Below are 20,807 nucleotides of genomic sequence, written 5' to 3' on the forward strand. Positions count from 1 at the left end.
GCGATACGTGTTGGCCAGCCTACGAACCACGAGAAACAGATCGCGTGCCTTCTGCTTGTCCGTTGCATCGGCACGCAGAACCGGGACAGCCTCGATCAGGCGACGCGCGTACGGGGCACCATCATTCCAGCACATGGCCGGGGCAGTATGCGGCTGGCCAATTGTCGTCCATACTCCAGCCATGACGCGTCCAGGCTTGCGCTGTGTGCGGGTGTGTGCGGCTTTGCTGGCCGCGACCTGCCCGCGCGCCATGGCCGATGGCACAAAAATCTTCGAAGCCGGCGCCTACTCATTCTCGGATGAACTGGGCGGTTTCAGGATCCTCTCGGCCACGGGCGCCGGAACGCGCACCGATCCGATCGTGGTGACCGAGGAACTGGAGACCGCCGACCCGGTGACGCTGACCATCCGCGCCGTAAGGCCGATCCAACCGTTCGGAACGACGGGCAACTACGCCACCGGCTATCTGCCGCTGAAGATCGTCACCCGCAACAACAGCGGCGATGCCTGGATCGAATTCGGCTTCGAGCTGCAATCGATCATGAACAGGCCGAGCGACTATGGCGACGGGTTGTCCTTCGACCAGGCGCAGCGCGAGGACAAGGTGATCAAGTCCGACAGCTTCGCCGAATTCAAACGCGACTTCGAACCCTATGACCGGCTGCTGTTCCGCAAAGGCAAGGTCGACCCGCTCGAAACCGCCTCGTTCTCGTTCTTGGTGACGGATTTCTCGCCGAAGGACCGGTTTTATCTGGTGGAGGAGCCGCGTGTGCCTTCGTCCTGAGGCGATGGGCCATATCGGCCGCTCGGAAGCGCTTGGACGCAATTCCCTGGGGAAAGCGTTACGCGCTTTTCCCGCAATTGCTCAAGCCTAGCCTGTGAGCCGGGAGTTCGCGCATTCAGGCAAGCTCGCCAAGATGCCGACGAACCCATTTGACCTCTTCCGATGCCGTGCGCCGGAAGTGGCGTTTGAAGTCCCGACTGAACTGGGCGGGACTGGTGTAGCCAACCGATGCCGCGACCTCCGCGATCGTCTTGTCCTTGCGCGCGATCATCCGCCGCGCCTCGTGGAGACGCATTGCCTTCACGTACTGTATCGGACTGCTGCCCGTCAGGGCCTTGAAGTGGACGTGGTAGGAGGGGACGCTCATGCCTGCTTCATGTGCCAGCCCGGCGACCGAAATCCGCGAACTGTAGGTTTCGCGTAACCGGGCGAGGCTTTGCACGATCCGCCCGGAGGTGCCTGCCTGCTGCAAGGCCGCGATCATCGCACCGCCTTGTGAGCCGACGAGTACCCGGTAGTGCAGCTCGCGCATGACGCCTGGCCCCAGAACGGCAAGCTCGACAGGATCGCGCAACACCCGCAGCAGGCGCAGCACCACATCCTCGATACTCGGCTCCATTCTGCTCGATACCAGACCTCTCACCTTGCAGGCTGCCGGTTCGGAACGCCTCCCCCCTACTTCCGAGGCGATCTCGGCAGCCAGGCGCATGTTGAACTCGACATAGACCGCGAGCAGGGGTCGTTCGGCGCTGGCCACCGATTCCATCCGAAACGGAACGGGCACCGACACGGCCAGATAGTGCTCCTCGTCGTAGAGATAGACCTCGCCCTCCAGCATGCCCCGCTTGCGGCCCTGCAACACGAATACGGCTCCTGGCTTGTAGAGCACGGGGATGTCGTGAAGGACCGCCTCGGTCCTGAGGACGCGGACACCGTCAAGCCCTGTCGGATTGTACCCGGGGCGGGGGGCAAGAAGTCCGGCCAGTTCGACCAGCTCGCGGCGTACCGACCTCACGCTCTTCAATCTGATAGGAACTGGCAAGGTATTCATAGGTATCGCAATCGATTCCCGCCTTTCAGGAGATTATCCGTCAAAAGATCGATCAATCAAGACGAGAAAGCCAGATTATGTCTCAAAAGACCTTCTTCATCACCGGCGCGAACTCCGGCTTCGGCTTGGCGATCGCGGCGGCCGCGAGCAGCAAGGGCCACAGGGTCATCGGCACCGTTCGCTCGGAACGGTCGCGTGCAGCTCTTGCGGAACGCTTGCCAGCGGTGGAATCCATCCTGTGCGACGTGACGGAGTTCGACCGGATAGCCGAGGTCGTGCGACAGGCCGAAGAGGATCATGGGCCGGTCGACGTCCTGATCAACAATGCCGGCTACGGCCACGAGGGCATCCTCGAGGAGTCGCCTCTCGAAGAGATGCGGCGTCAGTTCGACGTGAACGTCTTCGGCGCCGTCGCGGTCGCCAAAGCCTTCCTGCCGCGGTTTCGCGAAAGGCGCAGCGGCTTCATCGTGAACGTGACCTCGATGGGCGGCATGATCACCATGCCCGGCATCGCCTATTACTGCGGAAGCAAGTTTGCCCTCCAGGGCATTTCGGAAGTCATGCGCGCGGAGATGGCGCCGTTCGGCGTCCACGTGACGGCCCTGTGCCCCGGCTCCTTCCGGACGGACTGGGCCGGACGCTCGATGGTCAGGACCGGGCGATCGATAGCCGACTACGACGCGCTGTTCGATCCGATCCGCCAGGCAAGGCAGGCCAAAAGCGGCAGGCAACCTGGCGATCCCGACAAGCTTGCGGCGGCCGTGCTGGATCTGGTCGGGTCCGACAGCCCTCCACCACAACTCCTGCTCGGCAGCGATGCCCTTGGACTTGTGTCAGAGAGGGTGGAGCGCCTTAAGCTTGAGATCGAAGCATGGAAATCCGCCAGCATCTCGACCGATGGCTGATAGCGTCGGCGTAGGGAACAATTCGCGCTTGCTTATAGCAATGATGTCGCGTTCCACGCCCAGGACGCGGCGTGCCCCGGGATCGGCCACCACATTCGTGAACGCTTGCAGTTGCCTTTCTCTACCGCCCGGCCAACACGCGCCATCAAACGCGTGGCGTGAAGCAACGGGCGCCCGGCGCTGACCGCGCCCGACCTCCCGACCCGAGCGGCGGATCGATGCGACAACGTGTTCCGCCGCTTCGGCCATGCCGCCCGGCCGCGGCGATACCCGGGCACGATCCCCCCTCGTCTCACAGCACGGATGAATACCGAAATGCTCCCGCCTGTCCGCCGGTTGGCTGACGAACGGCGGGACGCATCGTACGGTCAGATGTAATTATCAAACGTTGACATGCTAATTACGTTACAATAACGATTGCCATGGCCAGACCGCTGAAGCTTTGGCCGCAGCATTCAACAGAAGCTAAAAAATGGGGACGTTGAAAATGACCAGTATGAGGCTATTTGGACTCGCGATCGGCGCGATCCTGATTGGATGCGCCGGCCAGGCATCGGCTCAAGGCAGTGACCTGGAGCTGAACAGTCCGGGCGCGCTTAGCGTTTGCGTGACCGACGCCAACGCTCCGATGTCTTCGGTGATCGACGGGAAGATGCAGGGTTACGAAGTGTCCTTCACAACGGACATCGCGCGGCGCCTGAACCTGACGCCCGACTATCGCATCACCGTTTTCGAAGGCATCTTTGCCGCCGTCGCCAACCATGTCTGCGACATCTCGGCCGGCTCCCATTCCATCACGCTTCCGCGCCTGAAGATCGTCAATTTCAGCAGCCCGCATTTCGTCGGCTCCTACACCATCCTGACGTCGCAGGATTCCGGCATCAAGGACGAGGCGGGACTGGCCGGGAAGCGGCTCGGCGTCGTCGCCGCGAGTATCCAGGAAACCTACGCCAACGAGACCTACAAGAGCACGCAGATCGTGCCGTTCCCGGACTCCGCCGCGTTGCAGATATCGCTGCAGTCCGGTCAGATCGACGCCGCGTTCTTCGACGGCGGGCTGGCAGCCATCTACGTCAAGACATCGCCGCGCCCGCTTTCCGTCGTCGTATCCATCCCCAACACCGATCAGCCCGCCGGTATCGGCGTTGCTAAGGACCGGCCGAATCTTCTCGCGGCAGTCAACAAGGCCGTCGCCGACATGATCGCCGACGGCACCTATGGCAAGATCTACCAGGAGTGGATCGGCGCCGATGTGCCGAAATTGCCCGGCCCGGATTTCGTCCCTACCCGCTGACCTGATGGACGACGCGGCCGCGGCACGCAAAGCCGGGCCGCGCCGACCACGAAAATCGACCGTAGAGGCGGAACAATGTCGGGAATCTTCGATACATTCTTCAACCTGTCCTACATGCTGCAGGTGGTTCCAGACATCATCCGCGTCGGCTACTACAACACCATCACCATAGCGATCTATTCGACGATCCTCGGCATCGTCATCGGTGCCCCGCTGTCGCTCATGGCGATCTCGAAGGTCACGGCCGTGCGTATCGCTGCCAAGGCCTATATCGACATTTTTCGCGGCCTGCCGGCTATCGTCACCATCTTCCTGGTCGGACAGGGGGTCCCCTTCGCGGGTTTCCGGCCGTTCGGACAGAACCCCTATCCCTACGGCATCATCGCCATCAGCATTGTCGCCAGCGCATACATTGCCGAGATCCTGCGTTCCGGCATCCAGAGCGTCGACAAGGGCCAGACCGAAGCGGCCCGTTCGCTCGGGCTCGACAAGCACCGGACGATGTACCGGGTGGTCTTTCCGCAAGGCATCCGGCGGGTCATCCCGGCGCTGACCAACCAGTTCATCAACATCATCAAGGATTCGAGCCTGATCTTCGTGCTCGGGCTGACGGTGGGCGAGCGGGAGCTCTACCGAATCGGGCAGGACATCGCGCAGCGTACGGGGAACCTGTCGCCGCTGGTGGCTGTCGGCATCGCCTATCTGGTCATCACCGTGCCGATGACCCACCTCGTCAACTATCTCGACAGGCGACTGCGAAACGGCGAGCCTATGCTTCCGCCGGCACTGACATCGAGGTTTGCCAGGATGCGCACGGCGCCGGCCGCCGCTCCCGCCGAGGAGCGGGTCGAGAGGCAGCAACCCGGCCGGACGGGAATCTCGGCTAACGCACCAACGCCGATAGCTGGAGAGACGGTGGTCGACGCGAAGGGACTGACGCTGAATTTCGGTCATTTCCGCGCGCTAGACGAGGTCAGTTTCGAAGTCAGGGCCGGCGAGGTGATCTGCGTGATCGGACCATCGGGGTCCGGCAAATCCACGCTTCTGCGCTGCATCAACGGCCTGCAATCCGTCGACCGGGGCAGTCTCAAAATGTTCGGCCAGCCGTTCCCAACCAGGGAAGGCCCGTTGAACGCCCTGCGCGCCGACGTCGGCATGGTCTTCCAGAACTTCAACCTGTTCCCGCACATGACGGCGCTGCGCAATGTGACGTTCGCGCTGGAATCGGTCCGTCACCTGGATCGAAATGAAGCCAGGCGCGTGGCGATCGCATCGCTGCGCGGCGTCGGCCTTGGTGACAAGCTCAACTCGCTGCCGTCCAGGCTATCCGGCGGCCAGCAGCAACGCGTTGCCATCGCCCGCTCGCTGGCAATGAACCCGAAGATCATGCTGTTCGACGAGGCGACTTCGGCGCTGGATCCGGAACTGGTCAAGGGCGTGCTCGAAATCATGGAGGGTCTCGCGCGGCGTTCAGCTTCCGATGGCTGCCCCATGACCATGGTGGCGGTCACACATGAAATGGGCTTTGCCCGCCGGGTCGCGGACAGGGTCGTGTTCATGGACCAGGGTCGGATTGTCGAGCAAGGCACGCCAGCAGAGCTTTTCGACAAGCCAAAATCCGATCGGCTGAAACTGTTCCTGGACCAGATCCTGTGACTTTGCCGTTCGCGGCCGCGCGTCGCGTTGTGGGGCAGTGGGTCCTGAATAGCGGCGCAAATCGTCCAACTTCCCTTATCAGCGGCACCTGCCGCGCATTCAGAAACGGCAACGGCAATGACATCAACGCAATCCAAACAGGTCGACGTCGCGATTGTCGGAGGCGGCATCATCGGCTGTGCCATCGCCTGGTATCTGAACCGCAGGGGATTGAGCGTCGGGGTCTATGAGAAAGGCCGGATCGCCGGCGAGCAATCGGGGAAGAATTCCGGTTTCGTACGCAAACAAGGCCGTGACCGGCGCGAGATGCTGCTGATCAAACGCAGCCTTGACCTGTGGGGGCGCATCGACGCTGAGATCGGCGATGTTACCGGCTTCAAGGCAAGCGGAAACCTTGCCCTGGCGTCCGACGAGGCGAAACTCGAGGGCATGAACGCCTGGCTCGCCATCGCACGCGAATTCGACGTCGACAGCAAGGTGGCGTCACCTTCGCAACTGAAGGACATCAGCCCCACCTTGCGGGGAAGTTTCCTCGGCGGCCTGCACACGCCGAGCGACGGCCGGGCCGAACCGAACCTGGCCGCGCCGGCAATCGCCCGTGCGTTGGCTCGCGAGGGTGCGGACGTGAGGCAGAACTGCATGGTCGAAGGTCTCCTCATGAAGGGAGGAAAGGTCACCGGGATCGTGACCGAACATGGCGAGGTCCACGCCAAGACCGTCGTCGTCGCGGCTGGATTGTGGAGCGGCGTCTTCCTGCGCCGGTACGGCGTTTCCCTGCCGCAGGTCGATCTGCGCGTCTCGGTCGGCCGGACTGCGCCGTTCGCGCACGGCGTAGCCTTGCCGACCATCTTCGATCAGGCTCTCGTGCGGCCCCGATACGACGGCGGGCTGACCATCGCGCCCGGCCTGCAAGGCCCACTCGACTATGACACCGCGTTTCGCAGCCTGCGTCACGCGCCGCGCTATATCCGAACGCTTTTCGCGAGCCGGGAAGGAACACGCGTCAACTTCGGGAGGCACCTGCGTGATGATCACCGGCTGGTAAGCGCGTATCTGTCCGGGACCAGCAATCGCTACGCGGATCTGCGCGTGCCGAATGTGCCCGCGAACGACGCGGTGCTGGCGAAGAGCCGCGCGGCCGCGCGCGCCGCCTTCGGCATTGGCGACGAGATGAAACTCATCGAAACGTGGGCCTGCCGGATCGACATCACGCCCGACGGCGTGCCTGTCCTCGATCGCCTGGACGCACTGGGCAACCTGGTGGTTGCCACCGGAATGAGCGGCCATGGCTTCGGCATATCCCTTGGCGTCGGCGATACGCTCGCCGAATTGATCGACACCGGCAGCACGACGATACCGCTGGAGCCGTTCCGGCTCGCACGGTTCCGCGAGCGCTATTTCGCTGCCCCGCAGAACGTCCTGTGAGCCGCCATTACCTCTGGAGAACGACATGATCCTGGATCACTTCGCCTGGTCTTCGCCTTCGCTGGACAAGGCGATCGCCGATGTGGAGGAATGGAGCGGCATACGCGCCGCGCCCGGCGGCTCGCACCCCGGAATGGGCACACGCAATGCTCTCCTGTCCCTGCGTGACGGCCTGTATCTTGCCATCGATGCGCCCGATCCAGGACAGCAACTCGTGGCCAACAATGGCGCGAGAATGGCTGCTCAGCCCGGCTACAACATGGATCTGTTCGCGGTCGCCACCGACGACATCCAGGCAGCGCAAAGTATCCTCGAGCGGTTCGGCCTCGCGGCGGAGCTTCGGACGGGCAGCCGCAAAACCCTGCGCGGCGAAATCCTGAAATGGCGTCACCTTGCCGTCGAGCCGTCCCGCTTCGGCAATGCGCTGCCCCACATCTCGCAATGGGAGACCGCCAACCATCCATCGCTCGAGGCGCCGATCGGCTGTACCCTCGAACGTTTCGAGGTTGCCCATCCCCTGACGGAATCCGTTCGCGAACTCTATGCCGCGCTCGATCTGACGATCGATGTTGTGCGGGCGGAGCGTCCGTCGCTGCGTGTTTCCTTGCGTGGACGGCACGGCGCGTTCGATCTGCCGTCATATTCCGCCTGACACGCCAGGCTCGCTCGCCCTGTCGGGAAACGCAGGATGGCCTGCGCATAGGCCGCGAGCGAGGCCATATCGCCGGATTGCGTCGTCGCGTATATCGCGGATCATGGCGAGGTCGCGATTCGTCGGATCGCCGCATGAATGGTGTATGCCGGCTTATCCTGGCATTTCGAAAGAATGGACAATGATTCCCTCCGAAGTTATCCGTGATCTATCGGTGGTGGCGGAGATTGCGAACAGTGCCGGCAAGACGCCGGAAGGTTTGAGCGTTTCCTGGATCAACGATTTGATCGATCGCTACGGGATGACCTATCCGCGCGCCATCACCGAGCGCGACCGGGACAGGCTGCATGAGATCGCCAAGGAATTCCGCGTCATCTTCTCGATGCCGCAGGACGAGCTTGCCAACTTCTCCAACGCCGTGCTCGAGAAGACACGATTTTCGCCCCGCATCATGAACCATGGCGGGTTTGGGTGGCACATCCACTATTACGACGACGATTTCTCCTTCGATGAGCGCATCCGCTCCAACACCGCCATGTCGATCATGTCGCTGATCATCCATGGCGAAGCTGGACGGCTGAAGACCTGCAAGGCCGAGACCTGCGGCAACGTCTTTGTCGACACGACACGCAATGCCTCGAAGGTCTATTGCGACGTCAAGACCTGCGGCAACCGCGCCCATGTCGCCAATTTTCGTGCCAAGGCGCAAAATTCGACGCCCTTCTAGTTCCTTGGGAAACGGGCGCGGCGCCGGTCGTCAAAGCGCAGCGCATGGTTTTCGAAATCCTGTCATCGCGCGCGTTCCCTGTAGCGCATACGCACCCTGGGAACCTCGCCAAGGTTCAGTCGAGCCGAAAGCCGAAATGCCTCGAATACGAGATAGCGGCTGGGTAATGAGCGGGGCTTTTAGGGCGGGCATCACTCCAGACCTGCATCGGCAACCCTGCAACGTACGAATGCGTCTCCGCTCGCCTACGCCTTTTTCAGGAACTCTGTCCGCAGAACCAGGTTCTTGACCTTCTCGGCCCGACACTCGACCTCGTCCTCGTTGCCCGTGAGATGGATGTTCTTGATCAGCGTTCCGCGTTTCAGGGTGACCGACGTTCCCTTGACCTTGAGATCCTTGATGAGCGTGACGGAATCTCCTTCGCTCAGCGGAGTGCCGTTGCTGTCCTTGACGTTCATGATTTCGCTTCCTGCCTTTGTGCATTCAATCCGTTGAGGAGATCGGCGAGTTCCTCGGCGTCGTGCTGGTTCATTCCAACGATGGTTCGGCTGCCCATCTCGGCGGGCCGTCCGGTCCAAGCATCGTTGACGGTCCAGGTGCCGGTCGGCTCCTGAAAAGGTTCGTAGCGTTGAGTCATGCGGATACGATAATTGCCGAGCTCCGCCGTGCCAAGGGCCGATTAATATTTTTTCGCTTTGTATTGATGTTTAATACGTCAATGATAACATTATGAGTGTCATTTCTCATATTCAGACGCTGATGCCCCAATGATCACTGCCTCCCAGCTTCGTGCTGCCCGCGCCCTTCTCAACATCGACCAGAAAACCCTGGCGGAAATGGCGAGCGTCTCGCTGCCGACGATCCAGCGAATGGAAGCCAGCCAGGGCAATGTGCGAGGCGTTGTCGATAGCTTGATGAAAGTGATCAACGCGCTGAACCGCGCCGGCGTCGAGCTTCTTAGCGAACATGTGCGTAGCGACGATGGCGGCCGTGGTGTCAGGTTCCGCCATCCGGACACGCTGCCGGGCAAGCCAAACTAGACCCTGCAGAGCACAGCGTCGAGGCCACGCATTCACCCCTTTTGTCTTCCCTTCTCCAGAAACACTCAATGAGCCTTTCCCGGCACATCAGCTTGCGGTCCTGCTTTTGCGCATGGAAAGACAAGGTTCGCTCATGATCCTGTATCTGCGTCGGTTGACCGGAAAGGAACGAAGCGAAAGAACCGATCGGCATCTCGCCCGTTTCCTGACGTTCATCGCGGGAGCCGCCAACGCTGGCGGCTTCCTGGCGGTTCAGCAGTACACGTCCCACATGTCCGGCATCGTTTCGTCGATGGCGGACCATCTGGCGCTCGGCGATGTCGGACTGGCGCTTTCCGGCTTGGGCGCCTTGCTGTCGTTTGTCACAGGCGCGGCCTGTTCGGCAATCCTGGTCAACTGGGGAAGGCGGCAGGGCCTACAGGGCGAGTACGCATTCCCGCTTGTCCTGGAAGCGATCCTGCTGATCTGTTTCGGTCTGCTCGGCGGCCATCTTGCGCGTCATGAAGCGCTGTTTGTGCCAATGACGGTGATGCTGCTTTGTTTCATCATGGGATTGCAGAACGCCATCATCACCAAGCTATCGGAAGCCAGAATCCGGACTACGCATGTCACGGGCCTGGTGACGGATATGGGCATCGAACTCGGCAAGCTGCTTTACTGGAACATCTCAGGCAATGACTCGGACAGACTGTTCGTGAAAGCAGACCGGAGAAAGCTGAGACTGCTTGCGTCGCTCGTGGCATTGTTCTTCATCGGCGGCGTCATCGGCGCTGTGGGTTTCAAACATATCGGCTTTGCGGCGACATTGTTTCTCGCCGCCATTCTCCTTGTGCTGGCTTCCATGCCGGTCCTTGAAGATGTGTCCATCCGCATGAAGCGGCTCTGGCAGTAGCTCGACAGGGCTTCGCCGCAATTCCATGGGGAGAGCGCTACGCGCCTCCCCGGGAAACCGTTCACACTTTTCCTGGAATTGCTCTAGGCAGATCGTCGCGGCACATGCCAAGGCCTGAACGCCAGGAGACCAAGCTCCTGTTCGATCTCCTCGGCTCCCACTGACGGCGGCATCATCAGCACCGGCTGGACGAGATCCCGCACCTTGCCTGCCATGACGAGTGCGTTGCGATCCTGAGCGCCGCGGATATCGAGCAGTCTCACATCCGCCCAGATATTGGCGAGCTTTGCAGCAACGCGATCCGGCATGATGTCGAGGTCATGACAGGCATGAACGTTGCCGATCAGAATACCGGAAGAATTCTTGAGACGCGTCTGCGCCAAGCCGAAGAAAGTCTCGGCGCACAAGTGATCCGGGATGCGCCGCCCGGAATATGCGTCCAGAACGATAGCGTCGTAGCGGTGACGGCCGGCGCGCAAAAAATCCCGCCCGTCGGAGATGCAGCAGTGAACTCCAGGAGGTAACCCAAAGTATTTCCGGGCGATCTGGAAAGCCTTTGGATTGATGTCGACGACCGTAACACGCACACCAACCCTGTCCAGCATCGTACCCAGGCTGCCACCGCCACAACCGATCATCAGGACATCGGACACCCGCGCCTGCGCGAGGAGACCAAAGATGGCGTGTATATAGGGCACGACGCTGACGCCATTCGGATCGCACTCGCTTTGATAGCAGCCACCTTGGCGATAAATGAACGAACCGGAGTCCTTGGCCCGCAGAACCTCGATGTTGCCGAAATCGGTATGATATTTCGCAACCCGGATCATGACCTTGTCATCACAGCCAATTCCTAAATCCGCCGCTCGGCTGGTTTTCCGTCCGTTGGCCCCTTCATGCGGAGCCTAGAGGTTCACCCGTAGGCTCAGCGCCTCCCAACTCATGTCTCCCGGTTTTCTACAACCTCAAGACAGATGCGTCACGCATCATTATTTGAATACGCTGCATTTTAATATATGCTGCAGCGGTTAGAGATAATACGTCAAAGCTGATCGAAAAAGGGGATGCGACCGTGATAACTGCTCCACAGTTGCGTGCCGCGAGGGCGCTCCTTGGCATCGACCAGCGCAGGCTTGCCGAATTGTCCGGCCTTTCGGTGCCGACAATTCAACGTATGGAAGCCAGCGAGTCGATCATCCGGGGCAATGTGGATTCCCTGATGAAGCTGATCGGCGCGCTTGACCTCGCCGGCGTCGAGTTGATTTCTGAAGGCGCCTCCAGCCAAATCGGCGGGCGCGGCGTGCGGCTGAAGGCAGATTTTGATCCCGCCAGAATTCTGGGCGGGGTCGATACGGACGCCAAGGTCTTTGTGAGGAGTGTGGCGTGATTTCGGGGGCCGCGGTCCTCCTGTGGGGCGTTGCCGCGCTCCTGGGAACCGCGGTGCTTGCGATTGCGTCAAGCCGCGCATCGGGCTCGGGAACCCGCCTGGTCTACAGCCTGACGCTAGGCATATCGGCGGCCGTGCTCCTGGTTCTCGCGAGCCGTATCGCCGATGATCCCGTAACCCCGTCGACTGCCGCGCTGCCGCTTGGGCTGCCATGGATTGGCGCTCATTTCCGTCTGGACGCGCTCTCGACCTTTTTCCTCGTCGTCGTCAATTTCGGCGGCGCCATGGCCAGTCTTTACGGCCTCGGCTACGGCAGGCATGAGTCCGCGCCGCATCGGGTGCTGCCGTTCTTCCCCGCCTTCCTCGCCGGGATGAATATGGTCGTGCTGGCGGACGACGCCTTCACCTTCCTGCTTTCCTGGGAATTCATGTCGCTCGCTTCCTGGGCGCTCGTGATGGCGCACCATCGCGAGCAGGACAATGCGAGAGCGGGCTACATCTATCTCGTAATGGCGAGCTTCGGCACGCTCGCGCTGTTGCTCGCGTTCGGCCTGCTGGCCGGGCCGAGCGGAAACTACACGTTCGAAGCGATGCGTGCGGCTACCTCCACCCCGCTCGTCGCCGCTTTGGTCCTAGCCCTGATGCTGCTGGGCGCCGGCTCCAAGGCTGGCCTGGTGCCGCTGCACGTATGGCTGCCACTCGCTCACCCGGCCGCGCCAAGCCACGTCTCGGCTCTGATGAGCGGCGTCATGACCAAGGTCGCCATCTACGGCTTCATACGTGTCATTTTCGACCTGCTCGGCGAGCCGGCATGGTGGTCGGGCGTCGTGGTGCTTTTCCTGGGCGGCCTGACGGCCGTTCTCGGCATTCTTTACGCCTTGATGGAGAAGGACCTGAAGCGGCTTCTTGCCTATAGCACCATCGAAAACGTCGGCGTCATCTTCGTCAGCCTTGGCCTTGCCCTGGCCTTCGAGGCGAACGCCATGCCGTCGGCCGCGGCGCTGGCGCTCACCGCCGCGCTGTTTCACGTCCTCAACCATTCCTTTTTCAAGAGCCTGCTGTTTTTCGGCGCGGGCGCCGTGCTGACGGCAACCGGAGAGCGGGACATGGAGAAACTGGGCGGTCTTATCCACCGTATGCCGTTGACCAGTTTTGCCTTTCTCGTCGGCTGCGTGGCGATCTCGGCGCTTCCGCCCCTCAACGGCTTCGTCTCCGAATGGCTGGCCTTCCAGGCCATATTGCAAAGTCCCGATCTCCCACAATGGGGACTGAAGGTCATGGTGCCCGCCGTTGGCGGTTTACTGGCGCTGTCGGCGGCCTTGGCCGCTGCCTGCTTCGTGAAGGCGTTCGGGATTACATTCCTCGGCCGGCCACGCTCGGCCGCGGTGGAACCGGCGCACGAGGTCGACCGCTATTCGCTAGCGGCAATGTTCACCCTGGCGGCTCTTTGTCTCCTGGCCGGCATTGTGCCGGGCCTTGTCATCGACGGCCTCTCATCGGTGACACTTCCGCTACTTGGCAGCCGGATGCCTGTGCAGATGGCTGAGCCATGGCTGTCGATCGTGCCGATCGCGGCGAGCCGCAGTTCCTACAACGGCCTGCTGGTGTTCCTGTTCATCGCGGTCTCCGCATCGTTCGCGGCATTCGTCATTCACCGCTTCGCCTCGCATGCGCTCCGCCGCGGCCCGGCCTGGGGTTGCGGCTTCCCTGACGTAACGCCTGCCGCGCAGTACACATCGGTAAGCTTTGCACAGCCCATTCGACGCGTCTTCGGCACGTTCGCATTCCGCGCGCGGGAAAAAGTCGAAGTGCCGGCGCCTGGCGAAACCGGCCCGGCTCGTTTGACCGTCGAAATCCACGATGTGATCTGGGAAACGTTCTACCTGCGCATCGGCAGGGCCATCGACTTTGCGACCGACCACCTGAACCATCTGCAGTTCCTGACGATCAGGCGCTACCTGACCCTTGTATTTCTCTTTCTCATCGTCCTGCTTCTGGTGCTCGCACTATGGCCCTGATCCTTGAGTTGGCCGTTCAGGGCGCGCAGATGATGCTGGTGCTGTTGCTGGCGCCGCTCCTGACCGGGTTCGTGCGCAAGGTGAAGGCACGACTCTTGCGCCGCCAGGGTCCATCGCTGATCCAGCCCTACCGCGATCTCCTGCGGCTGATGCGAAAGGAAGTCGTTCTGGCGGACAACGCATCCTGGCTGTTTCGCGTGACACCCTATCTGATCTTTGCCGCCACCTGGGTCGCGGCCGCGCTTATCCCGACATTCGCAACCGGGCTCACTTTCAGTTGGACCGCGGATCTCATAGCTATCGTCGCGCTGCTGGGAAGCGCCCGCTTCTTCCTGGCGCTGGCAGGGATGGATGTCGGCACGAGCTTCGGCGGCATAGGCTCGAGCCGCGAGGTGATGATCGCTTCGCTGGCCGAGCCCGCCATGCTGCTCATCGTGTTCAGCCTGGCGCTGGTCGCCGGAGCGACACAGTTGTCCACGGTCGCCGCTTTCATGGGCTCGCCGCAGGTCGGCCTGCGGGTATCGCTCGGAATGTCGCTCATCGCTCTCGTGATGGTGGCGGTCGCCGAAAACGCCCGCATACCAGTGGACAATCCATCGACCCACCTGGAGCTCACCATGGTCCACGAGGCGATGGTCCTGGAGTATTCCGGCCGTCATCTGGCGATGATCGAGTTCGCGGCCTTCCTCAAACTCCTGCTCTATGTATCGCTGATCTCCTGCGTCTTCCTCCCCTGGGGGCTGGCTGGTGTCGGGGCCGGGCCGAAATCACTTGCCCTGGGTGCCGTGACCTATCTTGGCAAACTTGCCTTGTGCGGCATTCTCCTCGCCGTGTTTGAGACCGCGATCGCCAAGATGCGCGTTTTCCGCGTCCCGGATTTTCTGGGCGCGGCACTCATGCTGGCGTTGCTCGGCACGCTCTTGCTGTTCGTCTCGCGGAGCCTCTGATGAACGGCCTCACCTTCGACATCGCCCATCTGCTTGCCGGCGGCCTGGTGCTGGTCAGCTTCATGATGCTGTACCAGGATCGCCTCTTCGCCCTGATCAACGTTTTTGCACTTCATGCGATCGTGCTCGCCCTGTCCGTGGCCTGGCAGGCCTACATTCAGGACGCCCATCACCTCTATGTCACGGCGGCGATCGCCCTGATCTTCAAGGCGATCATCATTCCTGTCGGCCTGCACCGCATCATCCAGCGGCTCGGCATCCATCGCGACATCGAGACCGCCGTCGGGATCGGTCCAACCATGCTTGCCGGGATAGGCCTGGTGACCCTTTCCATGGTGCTGATGCTGCGGGTCACTCCCGACGCCGACCCCCTCGCCCGCGAGGATCTTGCCTTCGCGCTGTCCATCATACTGCTTGGGCTCCTGGTGATGGTCACCCGCCGGAACGCGGTCAGCCAGGTTGTCGGATTCATGTCGCTCGAGAATGGCCTGGTGCTGGCCGCCACGGGCGCCAAGGGCATGCCGCTGGTTGTCGAAATCAGTGTCGCCTTCTCGATTCTGATCGCCTTCATCGTCATCGGCGTCTTCCTGTTCCGCATACGCGAGAGATTCGACTCGGTCGATGTCGGCGCGCTCGACGACTACAGGGGGGAACACCGTTGACCGCGTTTTCCCTCGATGCAGTGGCCGCCGTCTTGCTGATACCGGTCGGCGCGGCCGCGCTCCTGGCGACCCTGCCGAACTATCGGATAACGGCTGGCCTCAATGTCGCCGCGAGCCTGCTTACCTTGATCGCCGCGGCGTCGCTTCTCTTCACGGATCGGCCGCAGCCCGGTCAGTATCTGCTCGTCGACGATCTCAATATCGTTTTCATCGTGCTCAACACGTTCGTCGGCTTCACGACCAGTGTGTTCAGCGCCTCCTACATCGCGCACGAACTGGATACGGGGCGGCTGACGGCGACGAATTTGCGATTTTATCACGCAATGTACCAGATCATGATGTTCGGCATGAATCTGGCATTCGTGTCGAACAATATCGGCTTGATGTGGGTGGCGGTGGAACTTGCCACGCTGACCACTGTGCTCATGGTCGGCATCTACCGCACGCACGAGGCGCTGGAGGCGGCCTGGAAGTATTTCATACTCGGCAGCGTCGGCATCGCGCTTGCCCTCTTCGGCACCATCCTCGTCTACATGGCCGCGCAGCCGATTGTCGGCGAAGGCACGAACGCCATGGTCTGGACAGTGCTTATCGAGCACGCGGCGCGCTTCGACCCGGCGTTGCTGAACGTCGCCTTCGTCTTCCTGCTGCTCGGCTATGGGACGAAGGTTGGCCTTGCGCCTTTGCATGCCTGGCTGCCCGACGCGCACGCGGAAGGCCCGACGCCGATTTCAGCGGTGTTGTCGGGGCTGCTCCTCAACGTCGCGCTCTATGCGGTGCTGCGCTTCAAGCTGCTGCTCGCGGCCAGCCCGGACGCGATCGCGCCTGGGCCATTGATGATCACGATGGGGCTCACCTCCCTCATCTTCGCGGCCTTCATGCTCTACCGCCGCCGCGACATCAAACGTCTGTTCGCGTACTCCTCCATCGAGCACATGGGCATCATCGTGTTCGCTTTCGGCATGGGTGGCCCGCTCGCCAATTTTGCCGGGCTGCTGCACATGGTCATGCACAGCCTGACGAAGTCGGCGATCTTCTTCACGGTCGGCCACATCGCCCAGGTCAAGGGAACACAGAACATCGCCGAGATCCGGGGGCTGACGGAAACGCATCCGGGGCTTGGCTGGGCGCTCGTCATCGGCGTCGTTGCCATTGCCGGCCTGCCTCCGCTCGGCATCTTCATGAGCGAATTCCTGGTCGTGAGTTCGACATTTGCAAGGCACCCCCTTTTGGCGATTCCTCTGGTATTCGGGATTCTGCTCGCTTTCGGCGCCCTGCTGCTTCGGTTGACCGGCGTCGCTTTCGGCGAACCGCGAGGCAGCACCGCGCCCGCCGAGGCGTCCTACGTTCCGATGTATTCCCACCTGGCGCTTGTGTTTGCCGCCGGCATCTATCTGCCACCACCGCTGGTCATATGGTTCCAGCATGTCGCCAACCTTCTGGGATGAAGCGGACGGGAGAAAGAACATGCCCGCACTGACCGAGCTCATCCTTGCCGGCAAGGGCGTCGACAACCATCTCCCGTGGTCGCGCGCGGTGGTGACTTCGAAAGAATGGAGCTTTGCCGCCGAGCAACTGGCCGAAGGGCACTGGAGCCTGCTCGGTCTTTGGGGCGAGCCAGGCGCCGTCCACATGGCACTGCTCGACGAGGCCGGCGGGGACATCGGCGTTGTCAGCCTGCCGTGTCCGGATGGCCGCTACCCGTCGGTCGGCCTGCTGCATCCGCCAGCACTGCGCCTTGAACGTGCGGCCGCGGACCTGTTCGGTCTCTTGCCGCAGGACGCGCCCGATACGCGACGGTGGCTTGATCATGGCCACTGGGGCATCAGCTTTCCGCTGAGTGCCCGCGTTCGGACCTCTGTTGCGGCGGCGCTCCCCTACCAATTCCTGCCTGCCGAGGGGGAAAGCCTGCATCAGATCCCGGTCGGGCCCGTGCATGCCGGCATCATCGAGCCAGGGCATTTTCGATTTACAGCGAGCGGCGAAACGGTCGTCCGGCTGGAGGAACGCCTGGGGTACACGCACAAGGGCATGGAAGGCTTGATGGCCGGGTCCGATATCGACCATGCCGCCAAGCTGGCGGGCAGGACCTCTGGCGACAGTACCGTGGCATACGCCCTTGCTTTTTCCCGCGCGGTGGAAGCGGCCCTGGGCATCGAGGTTCCTGCGCGCGCGGTCTGGCTGCGAGCGCTCATGGCCGAGTTGGAGCGTCTGGCCAACCATCTTGGCGACATCGGCGCCATCTGCAACGACGCCGCCTTCGCACTCATGCACGCCCACTGCGGCGTCCTGCGCGAGCGCGTATTGCGGGCAAGCGACGCCGCCTTCGGCCATCGTTTGATGCGCGACCGCGTCGTGCCCGGAGGAGTGGCGACCTACCTGAACGACGAGGGGACAACAGCGATCTGGTCCCTGATCGCGGAGATCAGGCAGCGGTTCCCGGCGCTTGTGGAACTCTACGACAACACCGCGTCGCTGCAGGATCGGACAGTCGCAACTGGGCGGCTGAAGGTGGAACTCGCTCGACAATATCGTGCCGGGGGGTATGTCGGCCGGGCCTCCGGCCGGGACTTCGATGCGCGACGCAGTCCGGCCTATCCTCCCTATGACGCGCTCAACTTCAATGTGCCTCTCCTCCAGGAAGGCGACGTGAACGCCCGTGTCTGGATTCGCATTCACGAGGTCGAACAGAGCTTGTCCCTGGTCGAGCAAATCCTGAGACAGTTGCCGGGCGGACCGATCCGTGTCGACTTTGCACGGACAGGCGGACCGGACGAAGGCATGGCGCTCGTCGAGGGTTTCCGGGGCGACATTCTGGCCTGGCTGCGCATTGGTGAAAGCGGCCTGGTCGAGCGCTGTCACCTGCGTGATCCGTCATGGTTTCAATGGCCGCTGCTGGAAGCGGCCATCGAAGGCAATATCGTTGCCGACTTCCCGCTATGCAACAAATCGTTCAACTGCTCGTATTCAGGACACGACCTCTAAGGGTTCAAGGCAAGCCATCATGCGCAAGCTCCTCTTCGAAAGCCTGATACGCCCGCCGCTGACCGAGCGTCCGCCGCGAGTAAGCGACGCGGCGGTTGACGAACTCGCACGCGCCCTCAATGGGGTTGCTCATAGAAGATTGGGGCGAAGCCTGTCGATCCGGGCAGTCGATGCCGGTTCCTGCAACGGTTGCGAACTCGAGATGCACGCGCTCAACAACGCTTTCTACGATATCGAGCGTTTTGGAATCCGGTTCGTCGCATCGCCGCGCCATGCCGATGTCCTGCTTGTCACCGGGCCGGTGACCAAAAACATGCGCGAGGCATTGAAGCGGACCTACGACGCAACTCCCAACCCCAAATGGGTGGTCGCGCTCGGCGATTGCGCCCTGAACGGCGGCTGTTTCGCCGGCAGCTACGCCGTGGTGGGCGGAGTGTCGGAGGCGTTGCCTGTCGATCTGCACATTCCAGGCTGCCCGCCACCGCCCCTCGAAATTCTGAAAGGCCTGCTCGCCTTGCTTGAGGGCGTGAATTCAAGGGCCGCTGTTGCCCGAAGTTGACGATCGATGTGGCGGGCTTTTCCGCCACCAGGCAGCAAAAGCCTCCATGCTGAAATGGCATCCCGGCTGCCCCGGTTTCGATGTGAAAGCGGAGCGTTGAACGATCGCGGCGTGAAGCTGAAGCAGGGCGGCCTGTCTAAAATGGCGCACCGTCGCAGGCGGCTGATCGTTGCGCTGATCTTCGCCGCGCCCGCTGTCGTCGCCGGATATGCGCTCGTCCACGGCGTCACCAAGGAATCGGTGCCGTCCGAAATCTGGCGGCATCTTCTGCATCATCGGCGCCGGATTCGTGGGCGTCTCTGCCGTTATACGATTGGCGATGCCAGCAGATACGGGATCCACGAAATCATAGGAACGGACGCCGTGCGACCGGTCGCTGGTTTTCAGGGCCGCCTTCGCGTTTCCCTGAGAAGATGCTCGCGCAACTGCGGCTTTTCCTGGATGGCGATGCCAGTCAAATCGGCAAGCCAGATGCCGTCTGCGGCAAGGCGAACAGCAGCGAGCCTGACGTCGCCATCGGTCGCTTGATGTTGCTCAAGTCGTACCCGCAACCATTGGGACCAAAGTGCCCTCAGGTTCGGATCCGTCAGCATCGAGACGGACAGCGCCGCCCATACTCCGCCATTCGCCTGCGCTGGGATGTCGAAGACGGCTTCGAGGTAGGCGCGCGTGAAAGAGCCGTGAGGCTCCGGATCAGTTGCAATCCGCCGATCCAGATCGTCCGCAAGCGCATCGAGGAGTTCGTGGAAGACGGCATCGACCAGCGCCTGCTTGCTCGGGAAATGGTGCATGAAGCCGCCCTTCGTCACGCCGGCGGCGTCGGACACGGCTTGCACCGTCACAGATGCAAGACCCTGCTCGACGGCGAGCCTCGCCGCATGGTCGAGCAAGGCACGCCGAACAAGCCCGGGCTGCTTCCTGCGCATGTAGGCGTTGCCCATGTCAGTGGGTGGCGCTGTGCGACAAGGTGTTCATCACGACGACGCCCGAGACGATGAGACCGATACCGACCAGTGCCCAGGCGTCCAGAGCGAAGCGGAAAACGAATACACTGATGAGCGCTGTCAGCACGATGCCGAGCCCGCCCCAGATTGCGTAAGCGACGCCGAGCGGGATGAATTTCAAGGCTTGCGACAGGAAGAAGAGCGAGGCGACGAAGCATAAGCCCATCGCGATCGTCGGGACGAGCTTAGAAAACTGCTCAGTCTTCTGTAGCAGGGATGAGCCCATCACCTCGGAGACGATGGCGAGAGCAAGCGAACCATAGGCGATCAGGAGGGGATTCATGAAAAGGACCTCGGAGCTTCGACTGAGTTAATCCATTTGAAAGATACCATATGTTTGGTATCTTTCAAATCTCGTGAACAACCTTTCGGCCGCGATGCGGAGATTTGGCCAGAAAGGAGTTGCGGGCGTTTCCCTCCAGGCTGAGGCTTGAAGGGGGCGGCTATCGGCGGGATCACCTGCGCGCGCTGGCGCAGCGCGTGGAGGTCGCGGATACCGAAGTTCGCATTATGGGATCGAAATCGGAACTCTCGCGAACGCTCGTGGCCGCTTCAAGCCTGAAATCGGCGGTTTCTGGCGTTCATAGTTCCGTACTGAAATGGCGCACCCGACAGGATTCGAACCTGTGACCTCTGCCTTCGGAGGGCAGCGCTCTATCCAGCTGAGCTACGGGTGCTTCCCGGGGAAACCGGAAAACGAACCAGCCGGTGAACCGGCAAGTCACGGCTTCTTAGCGGAAGCCGGCGCGAGCTTCAACGGGCAATCGGCAATTGGACGGCGCGCCGGAGATCGAGCGTTGGACATGCCGATCAGCCTCG

General features: G+C 61.8%; 21 protein-coding genes, 1 tRNA gene and 1 pseudogene. 16 read left to right on the forward strand and 7 right to left on the reverse strand.

Annotated features, from left to right (window positions below):
* The first annotated feature begins 223 nt into the window (after positions 1 to 223).
* Positions 224 to 784: a hypothetical protein gene (locus AC07UC_RS02825; RefSeq protein ID WP_494903905.1), complete on the forward strand. Its 561-nt coding sequence runs from the start codon at positions 224 to 226 to the stop codon at positions 782 to 784.
* A gap of 115 nt (positions 785 to 899) precedes the next feature.
* On the opposite strand, the gene AC07UC_RS02830 is transcribed toward AC07UC_RS02825, so the two are convergent.
* On the reverse strand, positions 900 to 1,835 hold the full coding sequence (locus AC07UC_RS02830; RefSeq protein WP_494903907.1) for an AraC family transcriptional regulator: 936 nt from the start codon (positions 1,833 to 1,835) through the stop codon (positions 900 to 902).
* A gap of 77 nt (positions 1,836 to 1,912) precedes the next feature.
* Here AC07UC_RS02830 and AC07UC_RS02835 point away from each other — a divergent pair, with 77 nt between their 5' ends.
* The 6 genes from AC07UC_RS02835 (at position 1,913) to AC07UC_RS02860 (ending at position 8,494) form a co-directional block, all read left to right on the forward strand.
* Positions 1,913 to 2,740, forward strand: a complete 828-nt coding sequence (locus AC07UC_RS02835) for an oxidoreductase (RefSeq protein WP_494903909.1) — start codon at positions 1,913 to 1,915, stop codon at positions 2,738 to 2,740.
* 487 nt (positions 2,741 to 3,227) lie between these two features.
* Positions 3,228 to 4,034, forward strand: coding sequence for an ABC transporter substrate-binding protein (locus tag AC07UC_RS02840; protein ID WP_494903911.1), 807 nt, complete (start codon positions 3,228 to 3,230; stop codon positions 4,032 to 4,034).
* 75 nt (positions 4,035 to 4,109) lie between these two features.
* Entirely contained in the window at positions 4,110 to 5,690 is a 1,581-nt protein-coding gene (locus tag AC07UC_RS02845) for an amino acid ABC transporter permease/ATP-binding protein (RefSeq protein ID WP_494903913.1), read from the forward strand.
* 117 nt (positions 5,691 to 5,807) lie between these two features.
* Entirely contained in the window at positions 5,808 to 7,115 is a 1,308-nt protein-coding gene (locus tag AC07UC_RS02850) for an NAD(P)/FAD-dependent oxidoreductase (protein WP_494903915.1), read from the forward strand.
* 25 nt (positions 7,116 to 7,140) lie between these two features.
* Complete coding sequence (locus tag AC07UC_RS02855; RefSeq protein WP_494903917.1) at positions 7,141 to 7,767, forward strand: VOC family protein; 627 nt, start codon at positions 7,141 to 7,143, stop codon at positions 7,765 to 7,767.
* A gap of 181 nt (positions 7,768 to 7,948) precedes the next feature.
* Positions 7,949 to 8,494: a CGNR zinc finger domain-containing protein gene (locus tag AC07UC_RS02860; RefSeq protein ID WP_494903919.1), complete on the forward strand. Its 546-nt coding sequence runs from the start codon at positions 7,949 to 7,951 to the stop codon at positions 8,492 to 8,494.
* A gap of 245 nt (positions 8,495 to 8,739) precedes the next feature.
* On the opposite strand, the gene AC07UC_RS02865 is transcribed toward AC07UC_RS02860, so the two are convergent.
* A complete protein-coding gene (locus AC07UC_RS02865; protein ID WP_140770538.1) occupies positions 8,740 to 8,952 on the reverse strand; it encodes an alkylphosphonate utilization protein in 213 nt (70 codons plus the stop codon).
* Positions 8,953 to 9,261: 309 nt separating this feature from the next.
* Here AC07UC_RS02865 and AC07UC_RS02870 point away from each other — a divergent pair, with 309 nt between their 5' ends.
* Positions 9,262 to 9,534 carry a helix-turn-helix domain-containing protein gene (locus AC07UC_RS02870; protein WP_095773162.1) on the forward strand — a complete coding sequence of 91 codons (273 nt, stop codon included), beginning with the start codon at positions 9,262 to 9,264 and terminating at the stop codon, positions 9,532 to 9,534.
* 112 nt (positions 9,535 to 9,646) lie between these two features.
* Positions 9,647 to 10,414 (forward strand): annotated as a pseudogene (locus AC07UC_RS02875) (YoaK family protein); the annotation flags it as partial.
* Positions 10,415 to 10,509: 95 nt separating this feature from the next.
* On the opposite strand, the gene AC07UC_RS02880 reads toward AC07UC_RS02875, so the two are convergent.
* Positions 10,510 to 11,256, reverse strand: a complete 747-nt coding sequence (locus tag AC07UC_RS02880; protein WP_140770540.1) for a spermidine synthase — start codon at positions 11,254 to 11,256, stop codon at positions 10,510 to 10,512.
* A 242-nt stretch (positions 11,257 to 11,498) separates the two neighbouring features.
* On the opposite strand from AC07UC_RS02880, the gene AC07UC_RS02885 reads away from it, so the two are divergent.
* Genes AC07UC_RS02885 through AC07UC_RS02915 form a run of 7 tightly spaced genes read left to right on the forward strand, consistent with a single transcriptional unit; the run spans position 11,499 to position 18,984 of the window.
* A complete protein-coding gene (locus AC07UC_RS02885; RefSeq protein ID WP_140770541.1) occupies positions 11,499 to 11,813 on the forward strand; it encodes a helix-turn-helix domain-containing protein in 315 nt (104 codons plus the stop codon).
* Positions 11,810 to 13,831 (forward strand): hydrogenase 4 subunit B, encoded by a 2,022-nt coding sequence (gene hyfB, locus AC07UC_RS02890; protein WP_494903922.1) that lies wholly within the window; start codon positions 11,810 to 11,812, stop codon positions 13,829 to 13,831. Before AC07UC_RS02885 ends, hyfB begins: the two co-directional genes overlap by 4 nt.
* Positions 13,822 to 14,778, forward strand: coding sequence for a respiratory chain complex I subunit 1 family protein (locus tag AC07UC_RS02895; protein WP_494903924.1), 957 nt, complete (start codon positions 13,822 to 13,824; stop codon positions 14,776 to 14,778). Before hyfB ends, AC07UC_RS02895 begins: the two co-directional genes overlap by 10 nt.
* Positions 14,778 to 15,440 (forward strand): hydrogenase-4 component E, encoded by a 663-nt coding sequence (locus AC07UC_RS02900; protein WP_095773166.1) that lies wholly within the window; start codon positions 14,778 to 14,780, stop codon positions 15,438 to 15,440. The genes AC07UC_RS02895 and AC07UC_RS02900 overlap by 1 nt, the downstream gene beginning before the upstream one ends.
* Positions 15,437 to 16,888, forward strand: coding sequence for a hydrogenase 4 subunit F (locus AC07UC_RS02905; RefSeq protein WP_494903927.1), 1,452 nt, complete (start codon positions 15,437 to 15,439; stop codon positions 16,886 to 16,888). Before AC07UC_RS02900 ends, AC07UC_RS02905 begins: the two co-directional genes overlap by 4 nt.
* A gap of 19 nt (positions 16,889 to 16,907) precedes the next feature.
* A complete protein-coding gene (locus AC07UC_RS02910; RefSeq protein ID WP_494903929.1) occupies positions 16,908 to 18,425 on the forward strand; it encodes a hydrogenase large subunit in 1,518 nt (505 codons plus the stop codon).
* Positions 18,426 to 18,444: 19 nt separating this feature from the next.
* Positions 18,445 to 18,984 (forward strand): NADH-quinone oxidoreductase subunit B family protein, encoded by a 540-nt coding sequence (locus tag AC07UC_RS02915; RefSeq protein WP_494908885.1) that lies wholly within the window; start codon positions 18,445 to 18,447, stop codon positions 18,982 to 18,984.
* On the opposite strand, the gene AC07UC_RS02920 is transcribed toward AC07UC_RS02915, so the two are convergent.
* The 4 genes from AC07UC_RS02920 to AC07UC_RS02935 form a co-directional block, all read right to left on the reverse strand.
* Positions 18,958 to 19,260 carry a hypothetical protein gene (locus AC07UC_RS02920; RefSeq protein ID WP_494903930.1) on the reverse strand — a complete coding sequence of 101 codons (303 nt, stop codon included), beginning with the start codon at positions 19,258 to 19,260 and terminating at the stop codon, positions 18,958 to 18,960. The genes AC07UC_RS02915 and AC07UC_RS02920 overlap by 27 nt on opposite strands.
* Positions 19,261 to 19,367: 107 nt before the next feature.
* Positions 19,368 to 19,910: a TetR/AcrR family transcriptional regulator gene (locus AC07UC_RS02925; RefSeq protein ID WP_494903931.1), complete on the reverse strand. Its 543-nt coding sequence runs from the start codon at positions 19,908 to 19,910 to the stop codon at positions 19,368 to 19,370.
* A 16-nt stretch (positions 19,911 to 19,926) separates the two neighbouring features.
* Positions 19,927 to 20,271 carry a DMT family transporter gene (locus AC07UC_RS02930; RefSeq protein WP_494903932.1) on the reverse strand — a complete coding sequence of 115 codons (345 nt, stop codon included), beginning with the start codon at positions 20,269 to 20,271 and terminating at the stop codon, positions 19,927 to 19,929.
* A gap of 317 nt (positions 20,272 to 20,588) precedes the next feature.
* A tRNA-Arg gene (locus AC07UC_RS02935) sits at positions 20,589 to 20,665 on the reverse strand.
* Positions 20,666 to 20,807: the final 142 nt, after the last annotated feature.

The sequence above is a fragment of the Mesorhizobium sp. GW821-FHT04C10 genome, assembly GCF_059420305.1.

Bases quoted from the DNA above. Each gene is read 5' to 3' on its own strand.
- AC07UC_RS02830 (WP_494903907.1), bottom strand. From the start codon at position 1,835: ATGAATACCTTGCCAGTTCCTATCAGATTGAAGAGCGTGAGGTCGGTA.
- AC07UC_RS02860 (WP_494903919.1), top strand. From the start codon at position 7,949: ATGATTCCCTCCGAAGTTATCCGTGATCTATCGGTGGTGGCGGAGATT.
- AC07UC_RS02920 (WP_494903930.1), bottom strand. From the start codon at position 19,260: ATGATGCAGAAGATGCCGCCAGATTTCGGACGGCACCGATTCCTTGGT.
- AC07UC_RS02850 (WP_494903915.1), top strand. From the start codon at position 5,808: ATGACATCAACGCAATCCAAACAGGTCGACGTCGCGATTGTCGGAGGC.
- AC07UC_RS02895 (WP_494903924.1), top strand. From the start codon at position 13,822: ATGGCCCTGATCCTTGAGTTGGCCGTTCAGGGCGCGCAGATGATGCTG.
- AC07UC_RS02915 (WP_494908885.1), top strand. From the start codon at position 18,445: ATGCGCAAGCTCCTCTTCGAAAGCCTGATACGCCCGCCGCTGACCGAG.
- AC07UC_RS02880 (WP_140770540.1), bottom strand. From the start codon at position 11,256: ATGATCCGGGTTGCGAAATATCATACCGATTTCGGCAACATCGAGGTT.
- AC07UC_RS02865 (WP_140770538.1), bottom strand. From the start codon at position 8,952: ATGAACGTCAAGGACAGCAACGGCACTCCGCTGAGCGAAGGAGATTCC.
- AC07UC_RS02870 (WP_095773162.1), top strand. From the start codon at position 9,262: ATGATCACTGCCTCCCAGCTTCGTGCTGCCCGCGCCCTTCTCAACATC.
- AC07UC_RS02925 (WP_494903931.1), bottom strand. From the start codon at position 19,910: ATGCGCAGGAAGCAGCCCGGGCTTGTTCGGCGTGCCTTGCTCGACCAT.
- AC07UC_RS02900 (WP_095773166.1), top strand. From the start codon at position 14,778: ATGAACGGCCTCACCTTCGACATCGCCCATCTGCTTGCCGGCGGCCTG.
- AC07UC_RS02855 (WP_494903917.1), top strand. From the start codon at position 7,141: ATGATCCTGGATCACTTCGCCTGGTCTTCGCCTTCGCTGGACAAGGCG.
- AC07UC_RS02840 (WP_494903911.1), top strand. From the start codon at position 3,228: ATGACCAGTATGAGGCTATTTGGACTCGCGATCGGCGCGATCCTGATT.
- AC07UC_RS02835 (WP_494903909.1), top strand. From the start codon at position 1,913: ATGTCTCAAAAGACCTTCTTCATCACCGGCGCGAACTCCGGCTTCGGC.
- AC07UC_RS02910 (WP_494903929.1), top strand. From the start codon at position 16,908: ATGCCCGCACTGACCGAGCTCATCCTTGCCGGCAAGGGCGTCGACAAC.
- AC07UC_RS02930 (WP_494903932.1), bottom strand. From the start codon at position 20,271: ATGAATCCCCTCCTGATCGCCTATGGTTCGCTTGCTCTCGCCATCGTC.
- AC07UC_RS02845 (WP_494903913.1), top strand. From the start codon at position 4,110: ATGTCGGGAATCTTCGATACATTCTTCAACCTGTCCTACATGCTGCAG.